The organism is Sphingobium sp. CECT 9361 (assembly GCF_918741285.1).
Lineage (GTDB): Bacteria > Pseudomonadota > Alphaproteobacteria > Sphingomonadales > Sphingomonadaceae > Sphingobium.
Genome location: NZ_CAKKNC010000001.1, coordinates 427,337 through 451,765, shown reverse-complemented (window position 1 = coordinate 451,765; position 24,429 = coordinate 427,337). Strand labels below are relative to the sequence as shown.

Below are 24,429 nucleotides of genomic sequence, written 5' to 3'. Positions count from 1 at the left end.
ATACAGTTGGTCAGGCCGCACATTTGGCGCAGGTGCCCAGCACCTCGATCACCGGACGTTCGGCGATGAACCCTTCATTGGCCGCGCGTTTGCGCACATTGCCGGTCAGCGTGTCGTCATCGACATGCGTCGCTTCGCCACAGGTGCGGCACACCAGAAAGATGCAATCGTGCAGGCAGCCGGGATGCGCGTTGGCGATATAGGCATTCGCGCTTTCCACTCGCATGGCGAGGTTGGACGACACAAACAGGTCGAGAATGCGATACACGCTGTTCGGCGCCACGCGCTTGCCGCGCGCCTTCGATACGGTGTCGGCAATGTCATAGGCCGACGCCGGTTTTTCTTCCCCCGCCAGCGCCTCGAAAATGGCCGCGCGCATGGGCGTCCACTGTTCGCCGTTACGCTCCAGCGTCGCCTGCGCCTCGCTGGCCAGCGACATGCCGGTGGGTTCGTGGTGATGATGTTGCTGCGCCATCGCTCTTATCTAAGGCGGCGGCGGCATCGCGGCAATAGCCGAAGGCCGCACCCGTCAAGGATGCGGCCTTCGTCATTGTCTCGTCGATCAGGCCGAGGCGTCCGCCATCGCCTGATCGGTGGGTGCGGAGATCGAAGGATTGCGGTCCTTGATCGTGGCCCGCGCCTTGCGCACGCCCGCGCCGTAATCGGGATGCACCTGATCGAACAGCTTGCACTGACGTTCCTCGATGAAGTCCGGAATATCGCCCATCGCCGCGGCAATGTTGGCGAACAGCCGCTGCTTCTCCCCATCGTCGAACAGCTCGAACAAGGCGCGCGGCTGACCGAAATCGTCATTGCCGTCGCGATGATTGTACCGTGCCGCATCGCCCGAAATCTTGAGCGGCGGTTCGAGGAACTTGTTGTCCTCGACCGGACCGCCAAAGCTGTTCGGTTCGTAATAGGCGGCCGGATTGGGATTGTTCGGCGTGAACCGCATCGCCCCATCCTTATGGTAATGGTTCACCGGGCATTTTGGCGCATTGATCGGCAGGGCCTCATAATGCGTGCCGATGCGATGGCGATGCGCGTCGGCATAGCTGAAGATACGCGCCTGCAGCATCTTGTCGGGCGAAAAGCCGATGCCCGGCACGATGTTCGACGGGCTGAACGCTGCCTGCTCGATCTCCGAGAAATAATTGTCGGCGTTCCGGTTCAGCTCGAACTCACCGATGTCGATCGGCGGGTAATCGGCGTGCGGCCACACTTTGGTCAAGTCGAATGGGTTGTACGGCGTCTTGTCGGCATCCAGCTCGGGCATGATCTGGACCTGCATCTTCCACTTGGGGAAGTCGCCCTGCTCGATCGCTTCGAACAGATCTTCCTGAGTCGACTCGCGGGTCCGCCCGACGACGCCGGCAGCTTCCTCGTTCGTCCAGTGCTTGTGGCCCTGCATCGTCTTGAAGTGGAACTTGACCCAGAACCGCTCGCCCGCGTCGTTAAGCAGGCTGAACGTATGGCTGCCATAGCCATTGACGTTGCGGACACCCACCGGCAGGCCGCGGTCGGACATCAGGATCGTCACCTGATGCAGCGACTCCGGGGAGAGCGACCAGAAATCCCACATCGCCGTCGGCGAACGCAGATTGGTGCGCGGATGGCGCTTTTGCGTGTGGATGAAGTCGGGGAACTTCACCGGATCGCGCACGAAGAAGACCGGCGTATTGTTGCCGACCAGATCCCAGTTTCCTTCGGGCGTGTAGAATTTCAGCGAAAAGCCGCGCACGTCGCGTTCCGCGTCCGCTGCGCCCGCTTCGCCAGCCACTGTCGAAAAGCGCGCGATCATCGGCGTTTCCGCGCCGGGCTGCAGCACCTTCGCCTTGGTGTATTTGCTGATGTCGCCGGTAATCCGCAGCGTGCCATGCGCGCCCCAGCCCTTCGCATGGACGACACGCTCAGGGATACGCTCGCGGTTCTGATGCGCCAGCTTTTCGAGGAGCTGATAATCCTGCAGCAGCAGCGGACCGCGCGGACCGGCACTCAGAGAATTCTGGTTGTCGGCAATCGGCGCCCCGGCGCTCGTCGTCATCTGCGGCCCGCCGGATTTGGCTTGATCTGTCATCGCTCGTCTCCTTCAATATCTGAATCTGACCACCGGGATATACCAGCGCCATTCCATCAAAAAATTGATTAATGTGCCCATACTGATCGTTTTAGACGATATGCCTTCGCGGCTTGCACTTTTCACGTATCGGCTTATTACCCCAAACGTCATCTGGGGAGTAGCCAGCCACGGACATTCCGTGGGCCGCGCGTCAACATATTTGGTGGAGACATCATGGTGCGCGGGACAGGATCGATACGGTTCTGTCTGTCGAGACCAATGGCATCGGCTTTCCGTCCCGGTCGGGCGGGAGGGCCGGTGGCATTGCGTTTTCTTCTGCCCGACCCTGGATATTGACCCCATGGAAGCTTTTCTCACGTCCACCGCCGTGGTCGCGCTCGCCGAAATAGGCGACAAGACGCAATTGCTGGCGATCCTGCTCGCCACGCGCTTTCGCAAGCCGGTGCCCATCATCGCCGGTATATTGGCGGCCACCCTTGCCAACCACTTCCTCGCCGCACTGGTCGGCCACAGCATAGCGGGCCTGCTCGACAGCCCCGCCTTCCGCTATGCCATTGCCGCCGGGTTCATCGCCATGGCGCTGTGGACGCTCGTGCCGGACAAGATCGACGACGACATGAAGACGCCGACGCGCGCGGGCGTGTTCGTGACCACGCTGGTTGCTTTCTTCCTCGTCGAGATGGGGGACAAGACACAGATCGCGACCATCGGCCTTGGCGCGCAATTCGGCACGCATATGATCGACGTGCTCGCCGTTACGGCGGGCACCACCTTTGGCATGATGATCGCCAATGTCCCTGCGGTCTATCTGGGCGAAGCGCTCATCAAGCGTGTTCCGTTGGGCACCGTTCGCATCATCGCCGCATCGCTGTTCTTCGCGCTCGGCCTCTGGCTGCTCGCCTCGTTACAAGGATGGGTGTGACGCGCAGTTGCGATTCGCGCCCGCCCCTGTTACCGGCCCGCCAAACGTCCGCGCCTTTTCACGAAAGCCCGCATCATGTCCGATCAGATCAACCGTGTCGTCCTTGCCTTTTCCGGTGGCCTCGACACCAGCGTCATCCTGAAATGGCTGCAACAGACCTATAATTGCGAAGTCGTAACCTTCACGGCGGATCTGGGGCAAGGCGAGGAGCTGGAACCGGCACGCAAGAAGGCCGAGTTGATGGGCGTAAAGCCCGAGCATATCTTCATCGACGACCTGCGCGAAGAATTCGTGAAGGATTATGTTTTCCCGATGATGCGCGCCAATGCGCTGTATGAAGGGCTGTACCTGCTCGGCACTTCCATCGCGCGGCCGCTGATCGCCAAGCGCCAGATCGAAATCGCCAAGATGGTCAATGCCGACGCGGTCAGCCATGGCGCAACTGGTAAGGGCAACGATCAGGTCCGCTTCGAACTGGGCTATTACGCGCTCCAGCCGGACATCAAGGTCATCGCCCCGTGGCGCGAATGGGATCTGACCAGCCGTACCCGCCTGATCGCCTTTGCCGAAGAGCATCAGATTCCCATTGCGAAGGACAAGCGCGGCGAAAGCCCGTTCTCGACCGATGCGAACATGCTGCACACTTCGTCTGAAGGCAAAGTGCTGGAAGACCCGTGGGACGAAGTGCCCGACTATGTCTATTCGCGCACCGTCAATCCCGAAGACGCACCCGACCAGCCTGAAACCATCACCATCGACTTTGAACGCGGCGATGGCGTGGCGATCAACGGCGTCGGCATGTCACCCGCGACCTTGCTCGAAACGCTGAACGAATATGGCCGCAAGCATGGCATCGGTCGCCTCGATCTGGTGGAAAACCGCTTCGTCGGGATGAAGTCGCGCGGCATGTACGAAACGCCCGGCGGCACCATCTATCACCTCGCCCATCGCGGGATCGAGCAACTGACGCTGGATCGCGGCGCCGCGCATCTGAAGGACGAGCTGGCCCCGCGTTATGCCGAATTGCTTTACAACGGCTTCTGGTTCTCGCCGGAGCGCGAAATGCTTCAGGCTGCCATCGACCACAGCCAGGAAAAGGTCACCGGCACCGTCCGCCTGAAACTCTACAAGGGCAATGTCTCGGTCACCGGGCGCAAGTCGCCTTTCAGCCTCTACAGCGAAAAGGTCGTGACGTTCGAAGACGACGCCGGCGCCTACGACCAACGCGATGCTGCGGGCTTTATCAAGCTCAATGCCCTGCGTCTGCGCCTGCTGGGTCGCCGGGATATCTAATCTGGATCAGGGCGTTTCTAAACGCGCCTTTAAGGATGTTTTCAGGGTTGCGCGCATAGGCCCGTCTCATTGAGATGGAGAGACTTATGCACGGGATTCAGCCAAACATCGGCGCAGTTTGGCATGCGGTGAAGCGCAGTGCGACAGTCGCCACCTTCGACATGAAGGGGCATGTCACGGGCGCCAACGACAATTTTCTGGATCTCTTCGGCTATCGGTTCGACCAGATCGCCGGCAAGCATCATCGCATGTTCTGCACACCCGATTATGCGCAATCGGACGACTATGCCCAATTCTGGCGCAAGCTGGCCAGCGGCCGTTTCGACAGCCGCGAATATGCCCGGCTGGACAGCAAAGGTCGCGAAATCTGGATTCACGGCAGCTATAATCCCTTGCTGGACGATGACGGCCATCAGATCGGCATCGTCAAATTCGCGAACGACATCAGCAAGGAAAAGCGCGCCATCGCTGCGCAGGATGCGCTGCAACGCGACATACGCGATGCCATTGCGACGCGCGGCACCGAAGTGGAGCATGTCTTGCGTGAGGTCGCGCAGATCGTCGAATCCATCGATTCGATCGCGCGCCAGACCAATCTGCTGGCGCTGAACGCTTCGATCGAAGCGGCCCGCGCAGGCGACGCCGGTAGAGGCTTTTCCGTCGTCGCGACCGAAGTCAAGAAACTCGCTTACGATACGCAGGACGCGACGATGAAGGCGAAGCTGCTCATCGCACGCTGATCCGTCGCCCTCTTGCCTATTGACGGGAAATGCGTCTTAGCTCCGGCATGCGCAACGCTCCCTCAGCCTTCCGCCGACCGCCGATATTCCCGTGGCGGTACAGCATGTTTCTGGCGCTGCTGGTCATCGCCGGTCCGCTCCTGACGGTGATCCCCTGGCATGAGGCACTCATGGCCGCATTCGACATCGCGGCGGCGGCGTTCCTCGTCTCGGTCTACCCGCTGCTGAAGTCCGACGCAGACACCATGCGCCGCAACGCTGCGAACAACGATGCCAATCGCGAACTGATGCTGTTGCTGACCTTCATCGTCACGCTCGTCATCCTGATTGCCGTTGGCGTGGCGGTGACTGCGCACAATGCCCCCGCAGGCGGTGCCATCGTTCTGCTGCTCGTCACGCTGACGCTTGCCTGGATATTCTCCAACACCGTCTATGCCCTGCATTATGCGCATATCTGCTACATCGCGGACGGACAGGAACCGGAAAAGGGCGGCATAGACTTCCCCAATAGCGATCAGCCCAATTACTGGGATTTCATCTATTTCGCCTTCACGCTGGGCATGACCTTCCAGACGTCCGACGTCAGCATCACCAACACGGCGGTCCGCAAGACAGCGATATTCCATTGCCTCGCCGCATTCATATTCAATCTGGGCGTGATTGCGTTCACCATCAACATTCTTGGCGGCGGCTGACGGCATCATCTGCGCGAAGACAAGACGCCGCCGGGCATGTTATGATGGAACCATCGGAGGCGCTGCATGGGACTTGGGCCGACAGCCATTTGGGCGATAGACTTTGAGGACGGCATTCCCGTCCCTTGCGGGGACAGCGATCTGACGGTCATGCCGCAGGCCGGAACATTCCGCTGGTTGCACCTCAGTCTCGCCGATCAGATCAACCGCGAATGGATTCGTACCGCCGACAGCCTTCCTGCCGGGTTGCGGACCATGCTGCTCGGTGCCGAGGAGCATCAGCGCGCATTGGTGGAAGAGGGATATCTGGGATGCGTCCTGCATGACGTCGAGCGGGACTTCGATCGGCTGGATGCCGAACGCACCGGGGTGCTGCGCATGGCGCTCGGTCCGTCGCTTATGGTTACGGCACGCCACCATCCGCTGCGCTCGGCCGACATAGTCCGCCGCCATGTCGAACGGGACCGGATTCCGGTGCAATCCGCCGCCGATGCGCTGGATCTCGCGGTTTCGGCCATCGTCGAGAATATCGGCGGCGTCGCATCGGCGCAGGCGCGGCAGATCGAAGAATTCGAAGACGAACTGCTCGACCATGCCGAGCGCTTCGATCACCGCCGGTTGATAGGCATTCGGCGGCGCGTCGTGCAATTTCACCGGCTGCTTTCGGGGATGCGCAACGTGTTCAAACGCATGGAACAGGATGCGGACTTGCCTGCATTGCTTCTCCCGACCGTGGAAAAGCTGGCGCAGCAGTTGAGCGCCATCGACGATGAAATGCTTTCGATTCACAGCCAGCTTCGCCTCTTGCGCGAGGAAGCGGATTTGCAGGCTGCACAACGCACCAATCAAAATCTCTATGTGCTGTCCATCCTCTCTGCCTTGCTGCTGCCTGCCACGCTCGTCACCGGGTTTTTCGGCATGAATACAGGCGGCCTGCCCTTTGCCCACAGCGGCTACGGCACGGCATTGGCCGCATTGCTGGGCGTTGCCTCCTCGGGCGGCGTATATGCGATGCTGCGGGCGATGGGCCTGCACCGATCCTGATCGGCTCTGCTGCTCTTCACGCCTTGATTACCATTCTGCATTAGACGGGTCGGCATGCGCACGCAGTCCGATCCCTGCCCCCCTTCGGCGGTAAGCCATGGCGTCGGCATTGCCGGTCTGGTCGGCCTGATCGGCTGGACGCTGGTGGCATGGCATTACGGTATGGATGGCCCCTATGCGGGGATGGCGGCGGTGATCGCCTGCGGCATCCCGATGGTGCTCTGGTCGCTGCTCGTCGACCGCGTCCACCGCAATGCGTCCACCGGCATAGACTGGGACAACGCGCCCCGGCCTTTGCGCGACACGCTCGACATCAGCATCGTCAAGATCACTGGCCTCTGGGCGACATGGGGCGGCATTGCTGTCCTCTATTGCCTTGGACGCTGGTATTGGGACGGCGGCTATCGCTTCGCCATGGAGATATTCGGCACGGCGGCCCCGTTTCTGCTGGCGGCCTCCATCCCCTATGTCCTCTGGCTCGACCGTCGCCTGATCGAGCCGCGCGATGCGTCCTATGCCTTCGGCCAATGGGTGATCGGCGGCGCGGCAGGCAAGGCCGACCGCGCGCAAGTCGCGCATCACCTCCGCGCTTGGGCAGTGAAGGGCTTCTTCCTTGCCTTCATGCTCTCGGTCGTGCCGTCCAACTTCGCCAATCTGGTGCAGTGGAACCCGGCGGACGTGCTGGCCAACCCCATCGGTCTCGCCAATTTCCTGATCGTGCTGCTGTTCCTGATCGACGTAGCGTTCGCGACCGTGGGCTATATGCTCACCATGAAGCCGCTCGACGCGCATATCCGCACGGCCAATCCGTTATTCGCGGGATGGATCGCCGCGCTGATCTGCTATCCGCCATTCGTGCTGATGGGCAATGGCGGCCCACTCGACTATCATCACAACACCGCCGACTGGAGCCACTGGTTCGCCGGAGACACACCGATGGTCGTCGCGGTCCAGTGGCTCTACGGCAGCATCCTCGTGATCCTCACAGGCATCTACGCCTGGGCGACGGTCGCATTCGGCCTGCGCTTCTCGAACCTCACGCATCGCGGGATCGTCACGCACGGCCCCTATCGCTGGACGCGCCACCCCGCCTATCTATCGAAGAACCTGTTCTGGTGGCTGTCCAGCCTGCCCTTCCTCGTCACCACGCACAGTCTGGTCGACATGGTCCGCAACACAGCGACGATGGCGATTGTCAGCGCCATCTATTTCTGGCGCGCAAAGACCGAGGAAGCGCATCTGGGCACCGACCCCGCTTATGCGACCTATAGCGCCTGGATGCGCCGCAACGGCTGGATCGACCGGCTGGTAGCAAGGATCAAAGCGCCTCGGCCTGCACCCGCCGTTCAGCCTGCCGAGTAAGCCTTAAAAGCTTTCCTCGGCATATACGCGGCTGACATCGCCCTGCCATTCGCCATGATAGCGGTCGAGCAAACGCTCCGCCGGTGTCTTGCCGCTGGCCACGACATCCTGCAACGCGGCCAGATAGCCGGTTTCATTGTCGCCCACGCTGTTCAGACGCCCGCGCGCCGCCAGCCCGCTGCGCGAAATCTCCAGCACTTCGCCCGCGATATGCCGCAATGTCTTGCCGCCACCGATAGGCGCGTCGAGGCCGAGCCGCGGCACCGAGTCGCGCAGAGCCTGACGCTCGTCCATCGACCAGTCCTTCACCACGTCCCACGCCGCGTTCAGCGCCGTCTCGTCATACAGCAAGCCGACCCACAGCGCGGGCAGCGCACAGATCCGCCCCCACGGCCCGCCATCGGCACCGCGCATTTCAAGGAAGCTTTTCAGGCGCACTTCGGGGAAGGCGGTGGAAAGATGATCTTCCCAATCCTTTTCCGTGGGCTTTTCACCCGGCAGCACCGACAGCTTTCCTTCAAGGAAATCACGGAACGACAGGCCCGAAGCGTCGATATACTTCCCATCGCGGAACACGAAGTACATCGGCACATCGAGCGCATAGTCGGCATAGCGTTCATATCCGAAGCCATCCTCGAACACGAAGGGCAACATGCCCGTGCGGTGCGGATCGGTATCCGACCAGATATGGCTGCGATAGGACAGGAAACCGTTGGGCTTGCCTTCGGTAAAGGGCGAGTTGGCGAACAGCGCCGTCGCCAGCGGCTGCAAAGCCAGCGACGTGCGGAACATCTTCGCCATGCCTGCTTCGCTCTGATAATCCAGGTTCACCTGCACGGTGCAGGTGCGCAGCATCATGTCGAGGCCCATCGATCCCACGCGCGGCATATGGCGCAGCATGATCTCATAGCGGCCCTTGGGCATGATCGGCAGTTCGGCGCGTGTCTTGTCCGGCCACATGCCAAGGCCCAGAAAACCGACGCCCAGCATGTCGCCGACATATTTGACCTGTTCCAGATGCCGCCCGGTTTCCGCGCAGGTCTGATGCAGATTTTCCAGCGGCGCGCCGGACAGTTCAAGCTGTCCTGCCGGTTCCAGGCTGATCGTGCCATCGTCACCCGCCAGCGCGATGATGTTTTCGCCTTCGAACACCGGCTTCCAGCCATAGCGGGTCAGGCCGATGAGCAGCGTATGGATACCGCCCTTTTCCTCATAGGAGGGGGCGTGATGATCCTTCATCGAATAGACGAATTTCTCATGCTCGGTGCCGATGCGCCAGCGTTCGGGGGGCTTTTCCCCCTTGGCAAAAAGCGCAATGAGCTGATCGCGGCTTTCAATGACCGGATCGTTGCCGCCTGAATCTGTCCTTGTGCTCATGCGCCGCCCTTAGCTGTTACCCCGCACACGTCAAATAGAGCGGACGGATCGCAGATAAGCCCGACCTATCGGCGACGCAATCCCATTGCGGATCGAAACTGTTTTATTCTTTAGCCCAGTCGCCATTCAGCGTCATCCACGCTGCCGTAGCGGCAATGGCCGCTGTCTCCGCGCGCAGGATACGCGGCCCCAGCGATACTGGCACTGCAGCGGGGTGCGCCCGGATCGCCTCGCGTTCTGCCGGATCGAATCCCCCTTCCGGCCCGACCAGAAACGCCGCGGCCCCTTTATGCGCGCCCAAAGCCTCCGCAATCGGCGCGCCGCCCGTCTCATCGGCAAAGAACAGATGCCGTCCGTCGGGCCAGTCGCGCAGCAGCGCATCCAGCTTCATCATCTCGGAAAGCTCCGGCAACGCCGTTCGCCCACACTGTTCGGCAGCCTCCACCAGATGCGCACGCAACCGATCCAGATTGAGCTTGTCCACCACTGCGCGCCGGGTCAGCACCGGCTGCAACCGCGCGACGCCCAGTTCGCACGCCTTTTCCGCGATCAGGTCGATGCGTCCCTTCTTGATCGGCGCGGCGCACAGCCAGAAATCTGGCGTCGTTTCCAGCGGGCGGGTCTGTGCGACGCACTCCAGCACCAGATCGCGCTTGCGGATATCGCGCGCCTTCGCGGCCCACTCCCCCGACGCGCCATCGAACAGCAGCACGATCTCATCCGCCTTCACCCGCATCACACTGATCAGGTAATGCGCTGCATTGCCGTCCACCGCGACTGACACGCCCTCCCCCAATGCCGTTTCGACATACAAACGCGGTGCGCTTTGCGGCGGCCATGCAGGGGTTGCAGTCATCGAGAAATCCATCCATCCGTTCGGCCGAACATATCGACCCGCTTTCTTCTAAAGACCAAGAACCGCATTTCGACAAGCACAGGCGAACGGAACACAGGTGACCCAGAATATCGTCCCCGACAGCGAAGCCCGTGGCCTGATGGCGCGCCTCCCCGCCACATGGCGCAGCCTTGCCCTGCTCGCGCGCTTCGACCGGCCGATCGGATGGTGGCTGCTGTTCTGGCCCGGTGCCTGGGCGATAGCGTTGGCGGGCGGCGCAATTGCGCGGTGGGACATGATCGCATGGTTCCTGCTGGGCAGCATCGCGATGCGTGGCGCAGGCTGCGTCTATAACGACATCGTCGACCGCGATCTGGACCGGCAAGTCGCCCGCACGGCGGCACGGCCCTTGGCCAGCGGTGCCCTTTCGCTCAAAGTCGCGTGGATATGGCTGGTTGCGCTCAGCTTCTTCGGTCTCATCGTCCTGCTTCAGTTGCGCCTCTATGCGCAGGTCGTGGCCCTCGCCAGCCTTGCACTGGTCGCGGCCTACCCGTTCATGAAGCGCATCACCTGGTGGCCGCAGGCGTGGCTGGGGCTGGTCTTCAGTTGGGCCGCGCTGGTCGGGTGGAGCGAAATTGCCGGATCGCTGACCGCGCCGGGGCTGACGCTCTACGCCGGGAGCATCCTCTGGGTCATCGGTTACGACACCATCTACGCGCTGCAGGATCGGGAGGACGACTCGCTGATCGGCGTCCGGTCCAGCGCCTTGCGCATGGGAAAGCGCGTCCGTCCCGGTGTGGCGTTGTTCTACGCCGGAGCGCTGGCCTGCTGGGCCGCTGCCATCTGGCAGGTTCGCCCTGAACCGCTGGCCCTGCTGGCATTGCTCCCAATGGCCCTGCATCTTGGCTGGCAGGTCGCGACGCTGAAGGAAGACGGCGCGGACCCGCTGACCAAGTTCCGTTCCAACCGCTTCGCCGGGCTGCTGATGTTCCTCGCCTGCCTCGTGGTCGGCAGCGCGTAATCGCCCTGCCATCAAAAAGCCGTATGAAGCGGACATAAAGGATGTCGTCCTGCGTTCACGCACGACAACAGGAGCCAATCCCCGTGAAGAATGCATTTGGAATATGGGCGGATATGCTCTCGTCATGGAGCGCCGTGGCCCAATCGACTCAGCGCATGGGGACGATGGCGACCGATTCGGCTTATGTCGTCGATCACCGCACGAAGCTGATGGCCGATGCCCTGCGCAACCCGATGACCGGCGATTATGCCGAACTCTCGATGATGGTGCCGGAAAAAGTAACAGCCTTCTCGCAAGCTGGCATCGCCGGATGGAGCGCAATGGCCGCCATGCAATCCGACAGCTTCGCGATCTGGCAGCGGATGATGACGATGGCGCTGTCGGGAAAGCCGATGACCGCAGCGCAGGGCCGGGCGCTGGCCGTCCAGTCCAGCCGCGCCATCAAGCGTGCGAGCACCGCGTCCGACCGGATCATGGCCCCCGTGCAATCGGGCGCCAACGCCAATGCCAAACGCCTGAGAAGCAAGAAAGCCTGATCTATTCGGCGGCGAGCAACCGCTCAGCGCCGCCCAGATCGACCGAGACGAGGCGGCTGACGCCTTGCTCCACCATCGTCACGCCGAAAAGCCGATGCATCCGCGCCATCGTCACGGCGTTGTGGGTAACGATCAGATAGCGCGTCTTGGTATCCGCCACCATCCGGTCGAGCAGGTCGCAGAACCGCTCGACATTCGCGTCGTCCAGCGGCGCATCGACTTCATCGAGGACGCAGATCGGCGCGGGATTGGTCAGGAACAGGCCGAAGATCAGCGCCACCGCCGTCAACGCTTGCTCCCCGCCTGATAGCAATGTCAGCGCCGCCAGCTTCTTGCCCGGCGGCTGCGCCATGATTTCCAGCCCCGCCTCCAGCGGATCGTCGCTGTCGATCAGTTGCAGATGCGCTTGCCCACCATTGAACAAGGTCGTGAACAGCCGCCGGAAATGCCCGTCCACCGCCTCGAACGCTGCCAGCAACCGTTGCCGCCCCTCGCGATTGAGACTGCCGATGGAGCCGCGCAGCCGATGGATCGCCTGCGTCAGTTCCTCGCTCTCGGCACGGCTGCGCGCCTGATCGGCTTCCAGCTCGGCCAGTTCCTGCGCCGCTACCAGATTGACCGGCCCGATCCGCTCGCGCTCCGCCATCAGCCGGTCCTGCTCGGCCTGTTCGGTCTGCGCGATCCGGATCGTCGCGCTGTCGAAGCCCAGCTTTTCGGGCAGCACCGGCGGCGGACATTCGAACCGCTCGCCCGACAGCCGCCCCATTTCCCGACGCTTTTCCTGCGCCGATTCCGCCCGCGCGACCGCCCCCGCACGCGCTTCCCGCGCCTGACTGACCCCTTCGCCCATCGCCTGCGTATGCGCTTCGGCAGCGCGCAAGGTGGCTTCGGCATCGCGCTCCGCCTGTTGCGCCTGCGCCGCCGCACCGTTCAGCGCCGCCGTGTTCTGCGACAATGTCGCGATCTCGGCATCCAGCGCTTCGGGTTTCCCGATCAGCACTGCCCGATCCGCCGCAATCGCTTCTGCCCGTCCCGCCATCCCGGCAATCCGCTTGGCCGCTTCGCCTGCGCGCGAACGCCAGCTACGCGCTTCGGCGTCCGCTGCGGCCATGCGGTCTCGATCCGCTGCGATAGCACGCTCGGCCATCGCCCGATCCGCCTGCATCTGGCTGACCGACAGCCGTGCCCGGTCGCTTGCCTGCGAAAGCGCGGCCACCAGTTCGCGCATTTCCGATCCATCCGGAATATCTGCGCGCGCCGCCTGCGCCGCTTCGTGCTCAGCCTGTGCGGCGGCATAATCCCGGCCCATATCGGCAAACCGCGTTTCCAGCTCCGCCCGCCGCGCCGCCAGCCGTTCCAGCGTGCCGTTGGTCTCGTCGATGGTCCGCAGCGTAGCGCGCAACCGCTGATCCGCATCGGACAGCGCGGCCCGTCCCTGCGTCAGTGCCGCAGCAGCCCCCCGCGCCGCCTCTTCCGCCGAACCAAGCGCCCCCTGCGCCTCCCCGACAGCCTCCACCAGAGCCGGTCGTGCCGCCGCGATAGCATCCAGCCGATTGAGCCGGATCAACCGCTGCGCTGCTTCCGCCCCGCCTTCGCTCGCTACGAACCCGTCCCAACGCCGCATCTGCCCGTCCAGCGTCACCAGCCGCTGCCCAACGGCCAGCACCTGCCCGCTGTCGCCCTCCGCTACTGCAACCTGCGCGAGCCTGCGCGCCAGTTCGGGCGGGGCCGTCACATGTTCGGCCAGCGCCGCACAGCCAGCAGGCACAGCCGGATCGTCCGCCAGCGCAGCACCCCCCGCCCAGCGGCGCTTGCCGTCACCGCCAATACCCGCTTCCAGATCGTCGCCCAGCGCCGCCGCCAGCGCATGTTCATATCCCGGCGCAGCCTTCACCCGATCCAGCGCCCGCCCACTACCAGACCCCCGCTCGACTGCCTTGGTCAGCGCCGCCGCTTCGCTATCCAGCGCCGCCAGCGCCGCGCGGGCAGACGACAGCGCCGATTCCGCCGCACTGCGCGATACGCTGGCGCTCTCCCGCGCAGCCTCTGCCTCGACGATGTTCGCTTCCGCCGCCTGCCGATCCGCTTGCGCCACTGCCTGCGCCTCGGTCGCGTCCTGCCGCTTCTGCTCCAGCGGCGCAGCGTCCGGCAAGGTCCGCACTTCGCCCTCCAGCTTCCGCAGATCGCGCTCCGCCCGCTCCAACCGGCCCCGTGCCGCCACCAAAGCCGCCTCGGCCACGCGCAACTCGGCCTGCTCGCCCGCTTGCTTGGCCATCGCCCGCGCCAGTTCGACTTCAGCGTCACGCGCCGCCGTTTCCGCCTGCGCCACGCGCGCCGCCCGCTCCGGCTCCGCCGCCTGAGTCTCGGCGATCCGCACCTTCAGCGTCGCGATCTCGCCCGCCAGCCGCTCCAAGGCTTCGGCGGCATCATGCGCCAACGCCCCTTCGCGCCCGCGATCTTCCTCCAGCCGCTCGGCTTGCGCGGACAAGTCCGCCAGTCGCTGTGCCGCCGCGCTGCGTTCCGCCGTCAGCGCGGTCAGCCGATGTCCCGCTTCGTTCGCTGCATCGCGCGCCTGTTGCGCCACCGCGCGCGCCTCCGCCAGCGCATCCACTCCCGCCCGACCATGCGCCGCCGCGGCCATCTGCGCTTCCTGCGCCGCCGTCACAGCGGCTTCGGCAGCCTGCGCCTCTGCCTTCGCCGCGTCCGCCGATGCCGCCGCCTCCCGCCAGCGCGCAAAAATCGCCCGTGCCTCAGCGGTCCTTATCTGCACCGACAACAGCGTATAACGCTCCGCCGCGCGCGCCTGCCGCCGCAACGCATTGGCGCGATTGTCCATGTCGCCAAGAATATCGTCCAGCCGCGCCAGATTGGTCTCCGCCGCGCGCAGTTTCTGCTCCGCATCGCGCCGCCGCACATGCAGGCCCGCAATCCCTGCCGCTTCCTCCAGCATGGCGCGCCGTTCCTGCGGGCGCGCGGCGATCACGGCGGCGATCTTGCCCTGACTGACCAAAGCGGGACTATGCGCCCCCGTCGCCGCATCGGCGAAGATCAGCGACACGTCCTTGGCCCGCACGTCCCGGCCATTGGCGCGATAGGCGCTGCCCGCGCCGCGTTCGATCCGGCGAATGACTTCCAGCTCGCCGTCCGCGCCGACATCGACCGAGGGGAAAAGCTCGCCCTGCTCTTGAATGGTCATCAGCGAGACTTCGGCAAAGTCGCGCTGCGGGCGAGTGGCGGTGCCTGCGAAGATCACATCTTCCATGCCACCGCCGCGCATGGATTTGGCGCTCGATTCGCCCATCACCCACCGGATCGCTTCCAGCAGGTTGGACTTGCCGCAGCCATTGGGGCCAACGATGCCCGTCAGCCCCGGCTCGATCCGCAATTCGGCAGCATCGACGAAGCTTTTGAAACCGCTAAGTTTCAATCGCCTTATCTGCACGACACGCCCCAGTTACAGCAAAGGGCGCTTGTGCAGATACTCTTAAGGAAAGACCGCCCCCCGCGCGCCAATCAGACGCCTGCTTCCTTGAGCTTTTCGCGCAGCACTTCCCATGTCGTCGCATTTTCGACGACGGTGCCGTTCATGATGAAGGTCGGCGTGCCGGTAATGTTATACTTCGCCGTCGCGTCCTGCACGCCCTTGGCCAGCTTTTCCGCTTCGGCGGTGTTGGCCAGGCATTGCTTGCCCTGATCTTCGGCAATGCCGCGCTGCATCGCGAATTCCAGCAGGCCGGTGTCGTTCGCCAGCATGATGAAACGCTGCTGCGGCGGCGCGGCCATCGCGGTCTGATAGGGGCCATCGCCCATCTTCTGCACCTTTTCGAACATCGGCGCCTGATTGGCGAAAAACTGTTCGGACAGCGGGAAATAGGGGCCGGTGCCACCGCAGCGCGCCAGCAGCGCCATCGTCATGTCCAGCGGATCGCGCACATAATTGCGCGATTCAAAGCTCATCTTGCCGGTGTTCACTAGATTGCGGATTTCCTCCGACGACTTCTCGGAGAACTCCGCGCAATGGCTGCAGGTGTAGGATGCGAATTCGATGACCTTCACCTTCGCATTGGGATTGCCCATCACGAATCCGCCTTCGGGCGTGGTCGCAACCGTATCGGCCCATGTCGTTCCGGCAGGCGCAGCGACCGTGGCAACCGGCGCACCGGACGGTGCGGAAGCATTGCCCGCGTCCTTTTCGCTACAGGCGGCGAGGGAGAGGGCCAGGGCGGCAGTTGCGAGACCGGTCAGAAATTTCATGCGAAGCGTTTCCGTCATTTGGGGGCAATATCGGCGCGGGTTTAATTCACTTGGTCCCGGCGGGCAATGCAGCGCGCAGCGTGTCCCAGGTCGATGTGCTGGTGAGCAGCTTGCCGTTCACCGAAAAGCTGGGCGTGCCAGTGATCTTCAACGTTTTCCACGCTTCCTCGGTCATGCCCGTAACCTGCTTGAGCGCGGCCGGACTGGCGACGCAGGCGTCGAGCTGCTGCGGCGTAAAGCCGCGCTTGCCCATCAGCGTATACAGCCCTGTCTTCTTGCCGATCTCCTGCAGCACGGCGGCAGGCGACTGCTTCGCCGGCGGCTCCGTTTTGGCAGCGTCAAAGGCTTCCACTTCGGCTATCCACGCCCCCTGATTGGCAAACAGCGCTTCATGATTGCCATAGAAGCGCGCCGGTCCCCCGCACCGCGCCAGCAACGCCGCCGTCAGATCATAGCGGTCGCGCACCGCATTGCGCACTTCGACGCTCGCTTTGCCGGTCTTCACCCAACCGGCCTTCAGCGGCGCGGAAGCCTCCGCCACGAAATGCGCGCAATGGCTGCACGTATAGCTGATATATTCCACGATCTTGGTCGGCGCGGCGGGGTTGCCCATCATATAGCCCCCTGCCGGAGACAGCGTAACGCGCGTCGTCCAGTCCACGGCCTTCGCGGCAAAGGCGGTGGCGGGAATAAGGGCGAGCAGGCCAAGCACCGATGCGCGTTTTTTCATGAATCAATCTCGATAGGGAAGGATCAACTGATCTTGGGCAATCCGCTGGAATTGGCAAGCCCCTGCGCCAGCGATTCGAGCACTGCGCGCAATTCGGGATCGCCGATATCGCGCAGCGAGTCGCCCAGTTCGACCGGTATGGGCCGCAGATTTTTGGGCGGCGGCGTGCGCAGCGGCGTCTTCGGTTCGACATGCCCTTGCCGCATCGTCACCTTGGCAATCGCCGCGTAACCAAAGAAGCGGTTCACTCGCTCGATGATGTCGGGCAGCACATGCTGCAGCATCGTCGCATGGCCGCTGGAGACAGTCAGCGACAAGGTGCCGCCCGCTTTTTTCCCCACCGGAAACTTGATCGAGTCGGGCGCGCTGATGTCGGCATAATGCGCGCCGACGATATCGCCCCAGCGCGTCACGATGCTCGATTGCACAAAGCCGAACTTGCGGAACGCGGCGCGACCGATGTCCGGCATCAGGTCCGCAATCGCACGCGACCCGTTGATCCGCGGGCGTTCGTCCGCAGGTTTGGGTGCCGCTTTGGGGGCCGACTTCTTCGGCGCAGCTTTTTGTTTGGCCGCAGGAGGATCAGAGCGTTCCGTCATCGCGCGCTTAATGGCATAGCCCGCCCATGCCCGTCGAGAGTTCATCGGTCGCCAGCCGCCTGCTTGCCCATTATGACCGCCACGCCCGACGGTTGCCGTGGCGCGCCCCGCCCGGTGCGAACGCCGCCGATCCCTACCGCGTCTGGCTGTCCGAAGTGATGCTGCAGCAGACGACCGTCGCCGCCGTCATCCCCTATTTCGAAAAATTCACCGCGCGCTGGCCCACCGTGGCCGATCTGGCCGCTGCGCCCGATGCCGACCTGATGAGTGCATGGGCGGGCCTTGGCTATTATGCCCGCGCCCGCAACCTCCTCGCCTGCGCCCGCGCAGTGGTCAGCGATTGGGGCGGCGCTTTCCCGACAACCGAAGCCGATCTGCTGAAGCTCCCCGGCGTGGGCGCCTACACTGCCGCAGCCGTCGCCGCGATTGCCTTCGGCCAGCGCGCCGTGGTCGTGGACGCCAATGTCGAACGAGTCGTCGCGCGCCTGTTCGCGCTCGAAACCCCGCTCCCCGCCGCGCGCCCCGAAATCCGCGCCAAGGCCGACACACTCACCCCCACCACCCGCGCCGGAGACTTTGCGCAGGCGATGATGGACCTGGGTGCGACCGTCTGCACCTCCCGCAACCCCGCCTGTGGCATCTGCCCGCTGCGCGAGGATTGCGCGGCCTTTCGCACCGCCGATCCCGCCGCCTATCCCCGCAAAGCCGCGAAGAAGGCGAAACCGCAACGCAGCGGCCATGTCTGGTGGATCGTCCGCGACGATCATGTCTGGCTGGAACGGCGACCGGACAAAGGCTTGCTCGGCGGGATGCGTGGCCTGCCGACGTCGGACTGGTCCGCTGCCCCCGATCCCGCGCCGCCCGCCGACGCATGTTGGACGGCGTTGCCCGCGCCCGTCGCCCATGTCTTCACGCATTTCGCCCTGTCGCTCACCGTTCACATCGGCGCGATAGATAGCGATTGCATGGACCACCAAGACGGGGAATGGTGGCCCATAGCACGCATGGCCGATGCGGGCCTGCCGACGCTGTTCGCAAAGGTCGCCGACGCCGTATCGAAGAAAGAGGATGCCTTATGACCATGACGATTCTGGACCGCCGCAGCCTCCTGCGCGGCGCGGCCCTGCTGGGTGCGGGTGCGGCCTTCCCCTTTCCCGCCTGGGCGCGGACGCCGCAGTGGGAAGGGCTTCAGGTCCTGATCGACGGGTATATCGCGGAAAAGAAATTCCCCGGCAGCGTCATCGCCGTGGGCAAAGGCACCGCCGCCCCGGATTTCCTGACCGGCGGCACCATCGCCAGCGATTCGGCCACGCCTGCCGATGCCGATACGCTCTGGCGCATCTATTCCATGACCAAGCCGATCACCGGCATGGCCGCGATGATCCTGATCGGCGAAGGCAAGCTGAAACTGGATCAGCCGATATCCGATTTCATCCCCGGCTTCGCGTCGATGCAGGTATTGACCAGCCCTGACACCAGCCTCGACGCCGTTCCCGCAAAGACCGCGATCACCGTGCGCCATCTGATGACGCACACCGCAGGCCTTGGCTATTCGATCATCACCAAGGGGCCGTTGCTCGCCGAATATCAGCGCCTTGGCCTCTACGCCTTCATCGCGTCGCGCGCGCCGTTGCCCGGCCAGCCGCCGATGGTCCACGCGCCGTCGCTCAAGGATTTTGCCGACCGCCTCGCCACCTTGCCGCTGATCGCGGAGCCGGGCACCAAATGGAGCTATTCGGTCGGTCTCGACGTACTGGGCCGCGTGATCGAAGTTGCATCGGGCCAGCCCTTCGACCACTTTCTGCAGGACCGCCTTTTCACTCCGCTCAAAATGAACAGCACCGGATTTCAGGTCGCCCCGGAAAATGCCGGACGCCTCGCCACCAATTATTATCACGCCGGGCCGCTCACCCTGCCCGTGGACACCGGCGCGGCATCGGTATTCCTCGATCCTTCCCCCTTCCCCTTCGGCGGCGCGGGCCTGATTTCCAGCGCGCGCGATTATGACCGCTTCCTCGCCATGCTGGTGGGCGGCGGCACGCTGGACGGCGCACGGATCATGCCGCCGCAGATGGTGCAACTGGGCATGTCCAACCTCTTGCCCCCCGCCGTACCGACCAATGTACCGCTGCTGGACGGGCGCGGCTTTGGCGCGGGCGGGCGCGTGACGCTCACCGGCGTCGGTGCCGGCAGCTATGGCTGGGCAGGTGCGGCAGGCACGGTAGGCTTTGCCGATCCGGTGCGCAAAATTCGCGCAGGGGGCTTTGCCAATTACATGCCTGCCGAAACGATCCCGTGGCAGACCGGCGTTGCCGCCGCTGTATACAAGGCGATCCTGTGACGCTGCCCGGTTTCGTCGGCGGCACGCTGGACCGTGCCGACCGCGTCAGGAACGACCCGGCCTTGATCGCGGAAGCCTTCGCTGAACCCAGCGCGCGGGTGGTGGCGCTCGACGGACTCGATCCGCTGGTGGACGGTGCCAGCCTTGCGACCGGGCCGGTGCCGCCACACGCCGATGTCGAAGATTTCCTGCTGCTCGGCGTAGGTGACAATGGTCCGATGTTCGTCGCGCTCGACGCGGCGCAAGGCAATGGCGCAGCCTTCGCGCCAAAGGTCTGGAGCCTTGCCTCGCTCCTGACGCCCGACCAGTTGGCGCTCTATGGCACTGCGCGCAGCCTGATCGACTGGCACGCGCGCCACGGCTTCTGCGCCCGCTGCGGCACCCCTACTGCGCCGATCAAGGCAGGCTGGGCGCGCCGTTGCGGCGGGGCGGTCAGCGGCAGCGAAAGCGAACCGCGCGGCTGCGGCGCGGAACATTTCCCCCGCGTCGATCCGGTGACGATCATGCTCGCCGAACATGACGGCCGCGTGCTGGTGGGCCGCCAGCCCCGCTTCCCCGCCGGTCGCTACTCCGCGCTCGCCGGCTTCGTCGAACCGGGCGAAACCATCGAGGAAGCCGTCGCCCGCGAACTGTGGGAAGAAGCCGGGATCGTCGTGGACAATGTCCGCTACATCATGAGCCAGCCCTGGCCCTTCCCCTCCTCCCTCATGATCGCCTGCATCGCAGAGGCGCGGGACGACACGCTCACCATCGACGAAACCGAAATCGAACACGCCATGTGGGTGACCAAAGAAGAGGTCCGGGCAACGTTAGCCGGAGAAGCAGGCGCCCCCTTCGTCGCGCCGCCGGAAATGGCGGTGGCGCATCATCTGTTTCGGGCTTGGTTGGGGGAGTCTTGAAATGATACTAGTGTTCACCATTGCTAGTGGGATTGCATTAGCTACGCCTGCTACTCGCAGCGCGGATTGGATCAAAGACAGCGATTATCCTGTCACAGAGGTAATCCGAGACGTTCAAGGCAGCACCCGTACCATGCTAACTGTTGGACTCGACGGAACTATAAAAAATTGCTCCATAGCGATTACGAGCGGTTCGAAAATCCTTGATGATAAGGCCTGTTTAATCCTCAAAAAACGCGGACACTTTGTGCCCGCGAAAGATGAGGAGGGCAAACCGATATTTGGCAGCTTCAACTCATCGGTGAATTGGTTCATGGCTAAAGGAAGAAGCGCATATCGAAGCAATGACACAGACCTAATCTTGGTCGTGAAAAAACTACCGAAAGACGTAAAGATGCCGTCGCGCGTAATAGTCATGGCGCTTGTTGATGCAGACGGCAGGTTGGAGCGTTGCGAACCGATGGCCGAGCATCCGAATGCAAAGGTCCTTGGTCCCACAGCCTGCAGTCAGGTTCACGAACGTATTAAATTCCTTCCCCTTCTCGATAATGCAAAACCGGTTAAATCGGTTCAGGCTGTAACGGTCGGCATTAACGAAGAATTGTCCAGTCGATCTGATAAGTAAGATCACCCCCGCCCCAAAACACTCCGCTTCCGCCCATACGCAAAATACAGCGCCAGCCCGATCGCGTTCCAGATCGCACACGCCACCAGCGTCTTGGTCGGCAGGCTGGTGAATAGATACAGGCACCCCAATATCGCCCCCGGCCCGACCAGCCACGCCAGCGGCACCCGGAACGGGCGGCGTTGATCGGGCGCGCGGCGGCGCATCACCAGCATACAGGTGCCGACGGCAGCGAACGCAATCAGCGTCCCGGCATTGGCCAGCGCCGCGATCTCGTCGATGGGCAGCAACCCGGCCAGCACCGCCACCAACACGGCGGTCAATATCGTGATCCGCACCGGCGTCCCGCGCTTCGATATCCGTGCGAGACTGACGGGCAGAAACCCGTCCCGCGCCATCACCAGAAAGATGCGCGACTGCCCATAGAGAAACCCCAGCAACACCGTCGGCAACGCAATGACGGCAGCAATCGCCACGATCCGCGCCACCTGCCCCTGCCCCAGTTCGCGCAGGATCAGCGCCAGCGGCTCCGGGCTGTCGGCAAAGCGCGTGAACGGCAACGCCCCCACCGCCGCCGCCGCAACGAAGATATAGATCAGCGTACAGGCAATCATCGACCCGACGATCCCGATGGCCAGATCGCGCTCCGGCTTCTTCGTCTCCTCCGCTGCCGTCGAAATCGCGTCGAAGCCATAAAAGGCGAAGAAGATGATCGCCGCGGCCGCCATCACCCCGCGCTCGACGCCATCCGGCCCCATATGCTTGGCAAAGCCATAGGGCATGAACGGATGCAGATTGGCGGCATCGAACACCGGCAGCGTGTAGAACACGAACAGGCTAAGCGTCGCGATCTTGATGACCACCAATATCGTGTTCAGCCGCGCGCTCTCATGCGTGCCGATGCTCAGCAACAGCGCGACGACGCCAATGATGAAGATCGCAGGCAAGTTGATAATCCCGCCCAGCGCCGGACTGGCCGTCAGCGCCGCGGGGAAGCCCACCGATGTCAGCAACGGCGTCGCATAGCCTGACCAGCCCACCGCCACGGTCGACACCACCAGCGAATATTCCAGGATCAGGCACCACCCCACGATCCACGCCACCAGCTCGCCCAGCACCGCATAGCTATAGGTATAGGCGCTGCCCGCCGCGGGCATCATCGTCGCCATTTCGGCATAGGCCAGCGCCGCACAGGCACAGATCGCCCCGGCAATGGCGAAGGACAACAGCACCGATGGCCCCGCGCGATCCACGCCCACGCCGATCAGCGTCAATATCCCCGTGCCGACAATCGCGCCGATCCCCAGCGCCAACAGATGCGGCCAGGACAATGTCGGCACCAGCCGATGCCCATCTTCCTTGGCGACGAGCGTATCCAGCGGCTTGCGCCTGTTCCATGCGGCCATCGTTCACCCTTTGCGTAACGTCTTCTTTATGCCCGGCACGATAGCGCGCGATAACGGATTGGGCGAGAGCCAAGCCCAACAGTTTTCCCCCTCGCCCTATCCCGTCACCCCTGCGAAAGCAGGGGTCCCGCTTCCCCTTCTGCGCCATAGCTAACAGAAGCGGGGTGCCTGCTTTCGCACGCATGACGCAAGAGAGCGGCGCGGGGACCAGGCCATCAGCCCTTCACATCCACCCCCACCGCCACCACATTGCACCTGTCAGCCCATGTCGCTAAGGCGCAGGGCTTCCCCGAACCCCCGTGAGTCCTCCCTCGTTTATGCTCAGTCTTGAAGAAGCCCAGAAGCGCGCGGAAAATCTGGTCGATGCCGCCCGCAAGGCCGGCGCCGATGCCGCCGACGCGATCTATGTCTGCAACGCCAGCACCAATGTCTCGGTGCGGCTGGGTGCGCTGGAGGATGTCGAGCGGTCCGAAGGGGAAGAGATCGGCCTGCGCGTGTTCCTGGGTCAGCGCTCCGCGACCGTATCCGCGTCGGACATGAACCCCGCCAGCCTCGATACGCTGGTCGAACGCTGCATCGCGATGGCGGGGCAAGCGCCGGAAGACGCCTATGCCGGACTCGCCCCCGAAGACCGCCTGCTCCGCAAAAAGCCCACTGCGCTCGATTTGTGCGACAAGGGCGAGCCGGATCCCGCCACCCTCAAACTCCGCGCGATGGAAGCGGAAGATTCCGCCCGTGCCGTCCCCGGCATCACCAACAGCGAAGGCGGCGGCGCATCGTCGGGCCGCAGCCAGATCGCGCTCGCGACCAGCCACGGCTTTTCGGGCAGCTATGGCGCGACCAGCCATTCCACCTACGCCAGCGTCCTCGCGGGCGAAGGCGCAGGGATGCAGCGCGACTATGCCAGCCACACCGTCCGCCATCTCGATGACCTCGACGATGCCGAGGCCATCGGCAACAAGGCCGGGCAACGCGCCGTCGCTCGCCTCAATCCGATCAAGGTCGAAAGCGGGCAGATGCCCGTCATCTTCGATCCGCGCGTCGGCTCCAGCCTGATCGGCCATCTCGTCGGCGCCATCGTCGGCCCCTCGATTGCCCGCCGCTCCAGTTTCCTGCTCGAACGTCTGGGCGAAGCGATCTTCGATTCCAGCGTTACCATCGTCGACGATCCGCTGCGCCCACGCGGCCTGCGCTCCCGCCCCTTCGATGGCGAAGGCTTGCCGACGCAGCGCCGCGCGCTGATCGACGCAGGCGTGCTGACCGGCTGGCTGCTCGACAGCGCCTCGGCCCGCCAACTCGGCCTCGACCCCACTGGCCACGCCAGTCGCGGCACTGGCGGCGCGCCGGGCGCAGGACCGAGCAATCTCCACATGGAACCGGGCAATGCTACCCCCGGTGAGCTGATGGCGGACGTGAAGCGCGGCCTCTATATCACCGAACTGATCGGCATGGGCGTCAACGGCGTGACCGGCGATTACAGTCGCGGCGCATCGGGCTTCCTCATCGAAAACGGCGCAGTGGTTCAGGCAGTTGCGGAAATCACGATTGCCGGTAACCTGATCGACATGTTCCGCACGCTTGTCCCCGCCAACGACTTGCATTTCCGCTATGCCACCAATGTGCCTACGATCCGCGTCGACGGGATGATGGTGGCGGGCGGCTGAGCACGG

The 24,429-nt window shown here is 63.7% G+C and carries 22 protein-coding genes and 1 riboswitch; of the genes, 13 read left to right on the top strand and 9 right to left on the bottom strand.

Annotated features, from left to right (window positions below; all coding sequences use genetic code 11):
- Positions 1–10: 10 nt before the first annotated feature.
- Both LQ220_RS02030 and LQ220_RS02025 read right to left on the bottom strand, forming a co-directional pair.
- The gene (locus LQ220_RS02030; RefSeq protein ID WP_230186608.1) at positions 11–475 is read right to left on the bottom strand and encodes a transcriptional repressor; all 465 of its coding nucleotides are present in this window, start codon (positions 473–475) and stop codon (positions 11–13) included.
- 87 nt (positions 476–562) lie between these two features.
- A complete protein-coding gene (locus LQ220_RS02025; protein ID WP_230186607.1) occupies positions 563–2,077 on the bottom strand; it encodes a catalase in 1,515 nt (504 codons plus the stop codon).
- A 142-nt stretch (positions 2,078–2,219) separates the two neighbouring features.
- A riboswitch (yybP-ykoY riboswitch) is annotated at positions 2,220–2,407 on the top strand.
- A gap of 13 nt (positions 2,408–2,420) precedes the next feature.
- Between LQ220_RS02025 and LQ220_RS02020 the strand changes: the two genes are divergently transcribed.
- The 6 genes from LQ220_RS02020 (at position 2,421) to LQ220_RS01990 (ending at position 8,136) form a co-directional block, all read left to right on the top strand.
- Positions 2,421–3,002 (top strand): TMEM165/GDT1 family protein, encoded by a 582-nt coding sequence (locus LQ220_RS02020; RefSeq protein WP_230186606.1) that lies wholly within the window; start codon positions 2,421–2,423, stop codon positions 3,000–3,002.
- Positions 3,003–3,077: 75 nt separating this feature from the next.
- The gene (locus LQ220_RS02015; protein WP_230186605.1) at positions 3,078–4,295 is read left to right on the top strand and encodes an argininosuccinate synthase; all 1,218 of its coding nucleotides are present in this window, start codon (positions 3,078–3,080) and stop codon (positions 4,293–4,295) included.
- Between the two features lie 86 nt (positions 4,296–4,381).
- Complete coding sequence (locus LQ220_RS24855) at positions 4,382–5,035, top strand: methyl-accepting chemotaxis protein (RefSeq protein ID WP_290369003.1); 654 nt, start codon at positions 4,382–4,384, stop codon at positions 5,033–5,035.
- A 47-nt stretch (positions 5,036–5,082) separates the two neighbouring features.
- Positions 5,083–5,730 (top strand): DUF1345 domain-containing protein, encoded by a 648-nt coding sequence (locus LQ220_RS02000; protein ID WP_230186604.1) that lies wholly within the window; start codon positions 5,083–5,085, stop codon positions 5,728–5,730.
- Positions 5,731–5,796: 66 nt separating this feature from the next.
- Entirely contained in the window at positions 5,797–6,774 is a 978-nt protein-coding gene (locus LQ220_RS01995; protein WP_230186603.1) for a CorA family divalent cation transporter, read from the top strand.
- Positions 6,775–6,828: 54 nt separating this feature from the next.
- Complete coding sequence (locus LQ220_RS01990) at positions 6,829–8,136, top strand: isoprenylcysteine carboxylmethyltransferase family protein (RefSeq protein WP_230186602.1); 1,308 nt, start codon at positions 6,829–6,831, stop codon at positions 8,134–8,136.
- Between the two features lie 3 nt (positions 8,137–8,139).
- On the opposite strand, the gene LQ220_RS01985 is transcribed toward LQ220_RS01990, so the two are convergent.
- On the bottom strand, positions 8,140–9,513 hold the full coding sequence (locus LQ220_RS01985) for a glutamate--cysteine ligase (RefSeq protein ID WP_230186601.1): 1,374 nt from the start codon (positions 9,511–9,513) through the stop codon (positions 8,140–8,142).
- 103 nt (positions 9,514–9,616) lie between these two features.
- Positions 9,617–10,369 (bottom strand): 16S rRNA (uracil(1498)-N(3))-methyltransferase, encoded by a 753-nt coding sequence (locus tag LQ220_RS01980; protein WP_230186600.1) that lies wholly within the window; start codon positions 10,367–10,369, stop codon positions 9,617–9,619.
- 97 nt (positions 10,370–10,466) lie between these two features.
- Here LQ220_RS01980 and ubiA point away from each other — a divergent pair, with 97 nt between their 5' ends.
- Positions 10,467–11,369 carry a 4-hydroxybenzoate octaprenyltransferase gene (gene ubiA / locus LQ220_RS01975; protein WP_230186599.1) on the top strand — a complete coding sequence of 301 codons (903 nt, stop codon included), beginning with the start codon at positions 10,467–10,469 and terminating at the stop codon, positions 11,367–11,369.
- A gap of 83 nt (positions 11,370–11,452) precedes the next feature.
- Complete coding sequence (locus tag LQ220_RS01970; protein ID WP_230186598.1) at positions 11,453–11,905, top strand: hypothetical protein; 453 nt, start codon at positions 11,453–11,455, stop codon at positions 11,903–11,905.
- Between the two features lies 1 nt (position 11,906).
- Here LQ220_RS01970 and smc read toward each other — a convergent pair whose 3' ends face one another.
- The 4 genes from smc to LQ220_RS01950 form a co-directional block, all read right to left on the bottom strand.
- Entirely contained in the window at positions 11,907–15,347 is a 3,441-nt protein-coding gene (smc, locus tag LQ220_RS01965; RefSeq protein ID WP_230186597.1) for a chromosome segregation protein SMC, read from the bottom strand.
- 71 nt (positions 15,348–15,418) lie between these two features.
- On the bottom strand, positions 15,419–16,159 hold the full coding sequence (locus LQ220_RS01960) for a thioredoxin domain-containing protein (RefSeq protein WP_230186596.1): 741 nt from the start codon (positions 16,157–16,159) through the stop codon (positions 15,419–15,421).
- Between the two features lie 46 nt (positions 16,160–16,205).
- Complete coding sequence (locus tag LQ220_RS01955) at positions 16,206–16,889, bottom strand: thioredoxin domain-containing protein (RefSeq protein WP_230186595.1); 684 nt, start codon at positions 16,887–16,889, stop codon at positions 16,206–16,208.
- A 23-nt stretch (positions 16,890–16,912) separates the two neighbouring features.
- Complete coding sequence (locus tag LQ220_RS01950; protein WP_230186594.1) at positions 16,913–17,488, bottom strand: DUF721 domain-containing protein; 576 nt, start codon at positions 17,486–17,488, stop codon at positions 16,913–16,915.
- 26 nt (positions 17,489–17,514) lie between these two features.
- Between LQ220_RS01950 and mutY the strand changes: the two genes are divergently transcribed.
- The 4 genes from mutY to LQ220_RS01930 are packed head-to-tail and all read left to right on the top strand — an operon-like array spanning position 17,515 to position 21,353.
- Positions 17,515–18,567, top strand: coding sequence for an A/G-specific adenine glycosylase (mutY, locus tag LQ220_RS01945; RefSeq protein ID WP_230186593.1), 1,053 nt, complete (start codon positions 17,515–17,517; stop codon positions 18,565–18,567).
- A complete protein-coding gene (locus tag LQ220_RS01940; RefSeq protein WP_230186592.1) occupies positions 18,564–19,829 on the top strand; it encodes a serine hydrolase domain-containing protein in 1,266 nt (421 codons plus the stop codon). Before mutY ends, LQ220_RS01940 begins: the two co-directional genes overlap by 4 nt.
- Positions 19,826–20,728, top strand: a complete 903-nt coding sequence (gene nudC / locus LQ220_RS01935; protein WP_230186591.1) for an NAD(+) diphosphatase — start codon at positions 19,826–19,828, stop codon at positions 20,726–20,728. Before LQ220_RS01940 ends, nudC begins: the two co-directional genes overlap by 4 nt.
- Position 20,729: 1 nt before the next feature.
- Positions 20,730–21,353 carry an energy transducer TonB gene (locus LQ220_RS01930; protein ID WP_230186590.1) on the top strand — a complete coding sequence of 208 codons (624 nt, stop codon included), beginning with the start codon at positions 20,730–20,732 and terminating at the stop codon, positions 21,351–21,353.
- 2 nt (positions 21,354–21,355) lie between these two features.
- Here LQ220_RS01930 and LQ220_RS01925 read toward each other — a convergent pair whose 3' ends face one another.
- Positions 21,356–22,759 carry an amino acid permease gene (locus LQ220_RS01925; protein ID WP_230186589.1) on the bottom strand — a complete coding sequence of 468 codons (1,404 nt, stop codon included), beginning with the start codon at positions 22,757–22,759 and terminating at the stop codon, positions 21,356–21,358.
- Between the two features lie 317 nt (positions 22,760–23,076).
- Here LQ220_RS01925 and LQ220_RS01920 point away from each other — a divergent pair, with 317 nt between their 5' ends.
- Positions 23,077–24,423, top strand: coding sequence for a TldD/PmbA family protein (locus tag LQ220_RS01920; protein WP_230187229.1), 1,347 nt, complete (start codon positions 23,077–23,079; stop codon positions 24,421–24,423).
- Positions 24,424–24,429 lie beyond the last annotated feature (6 nt).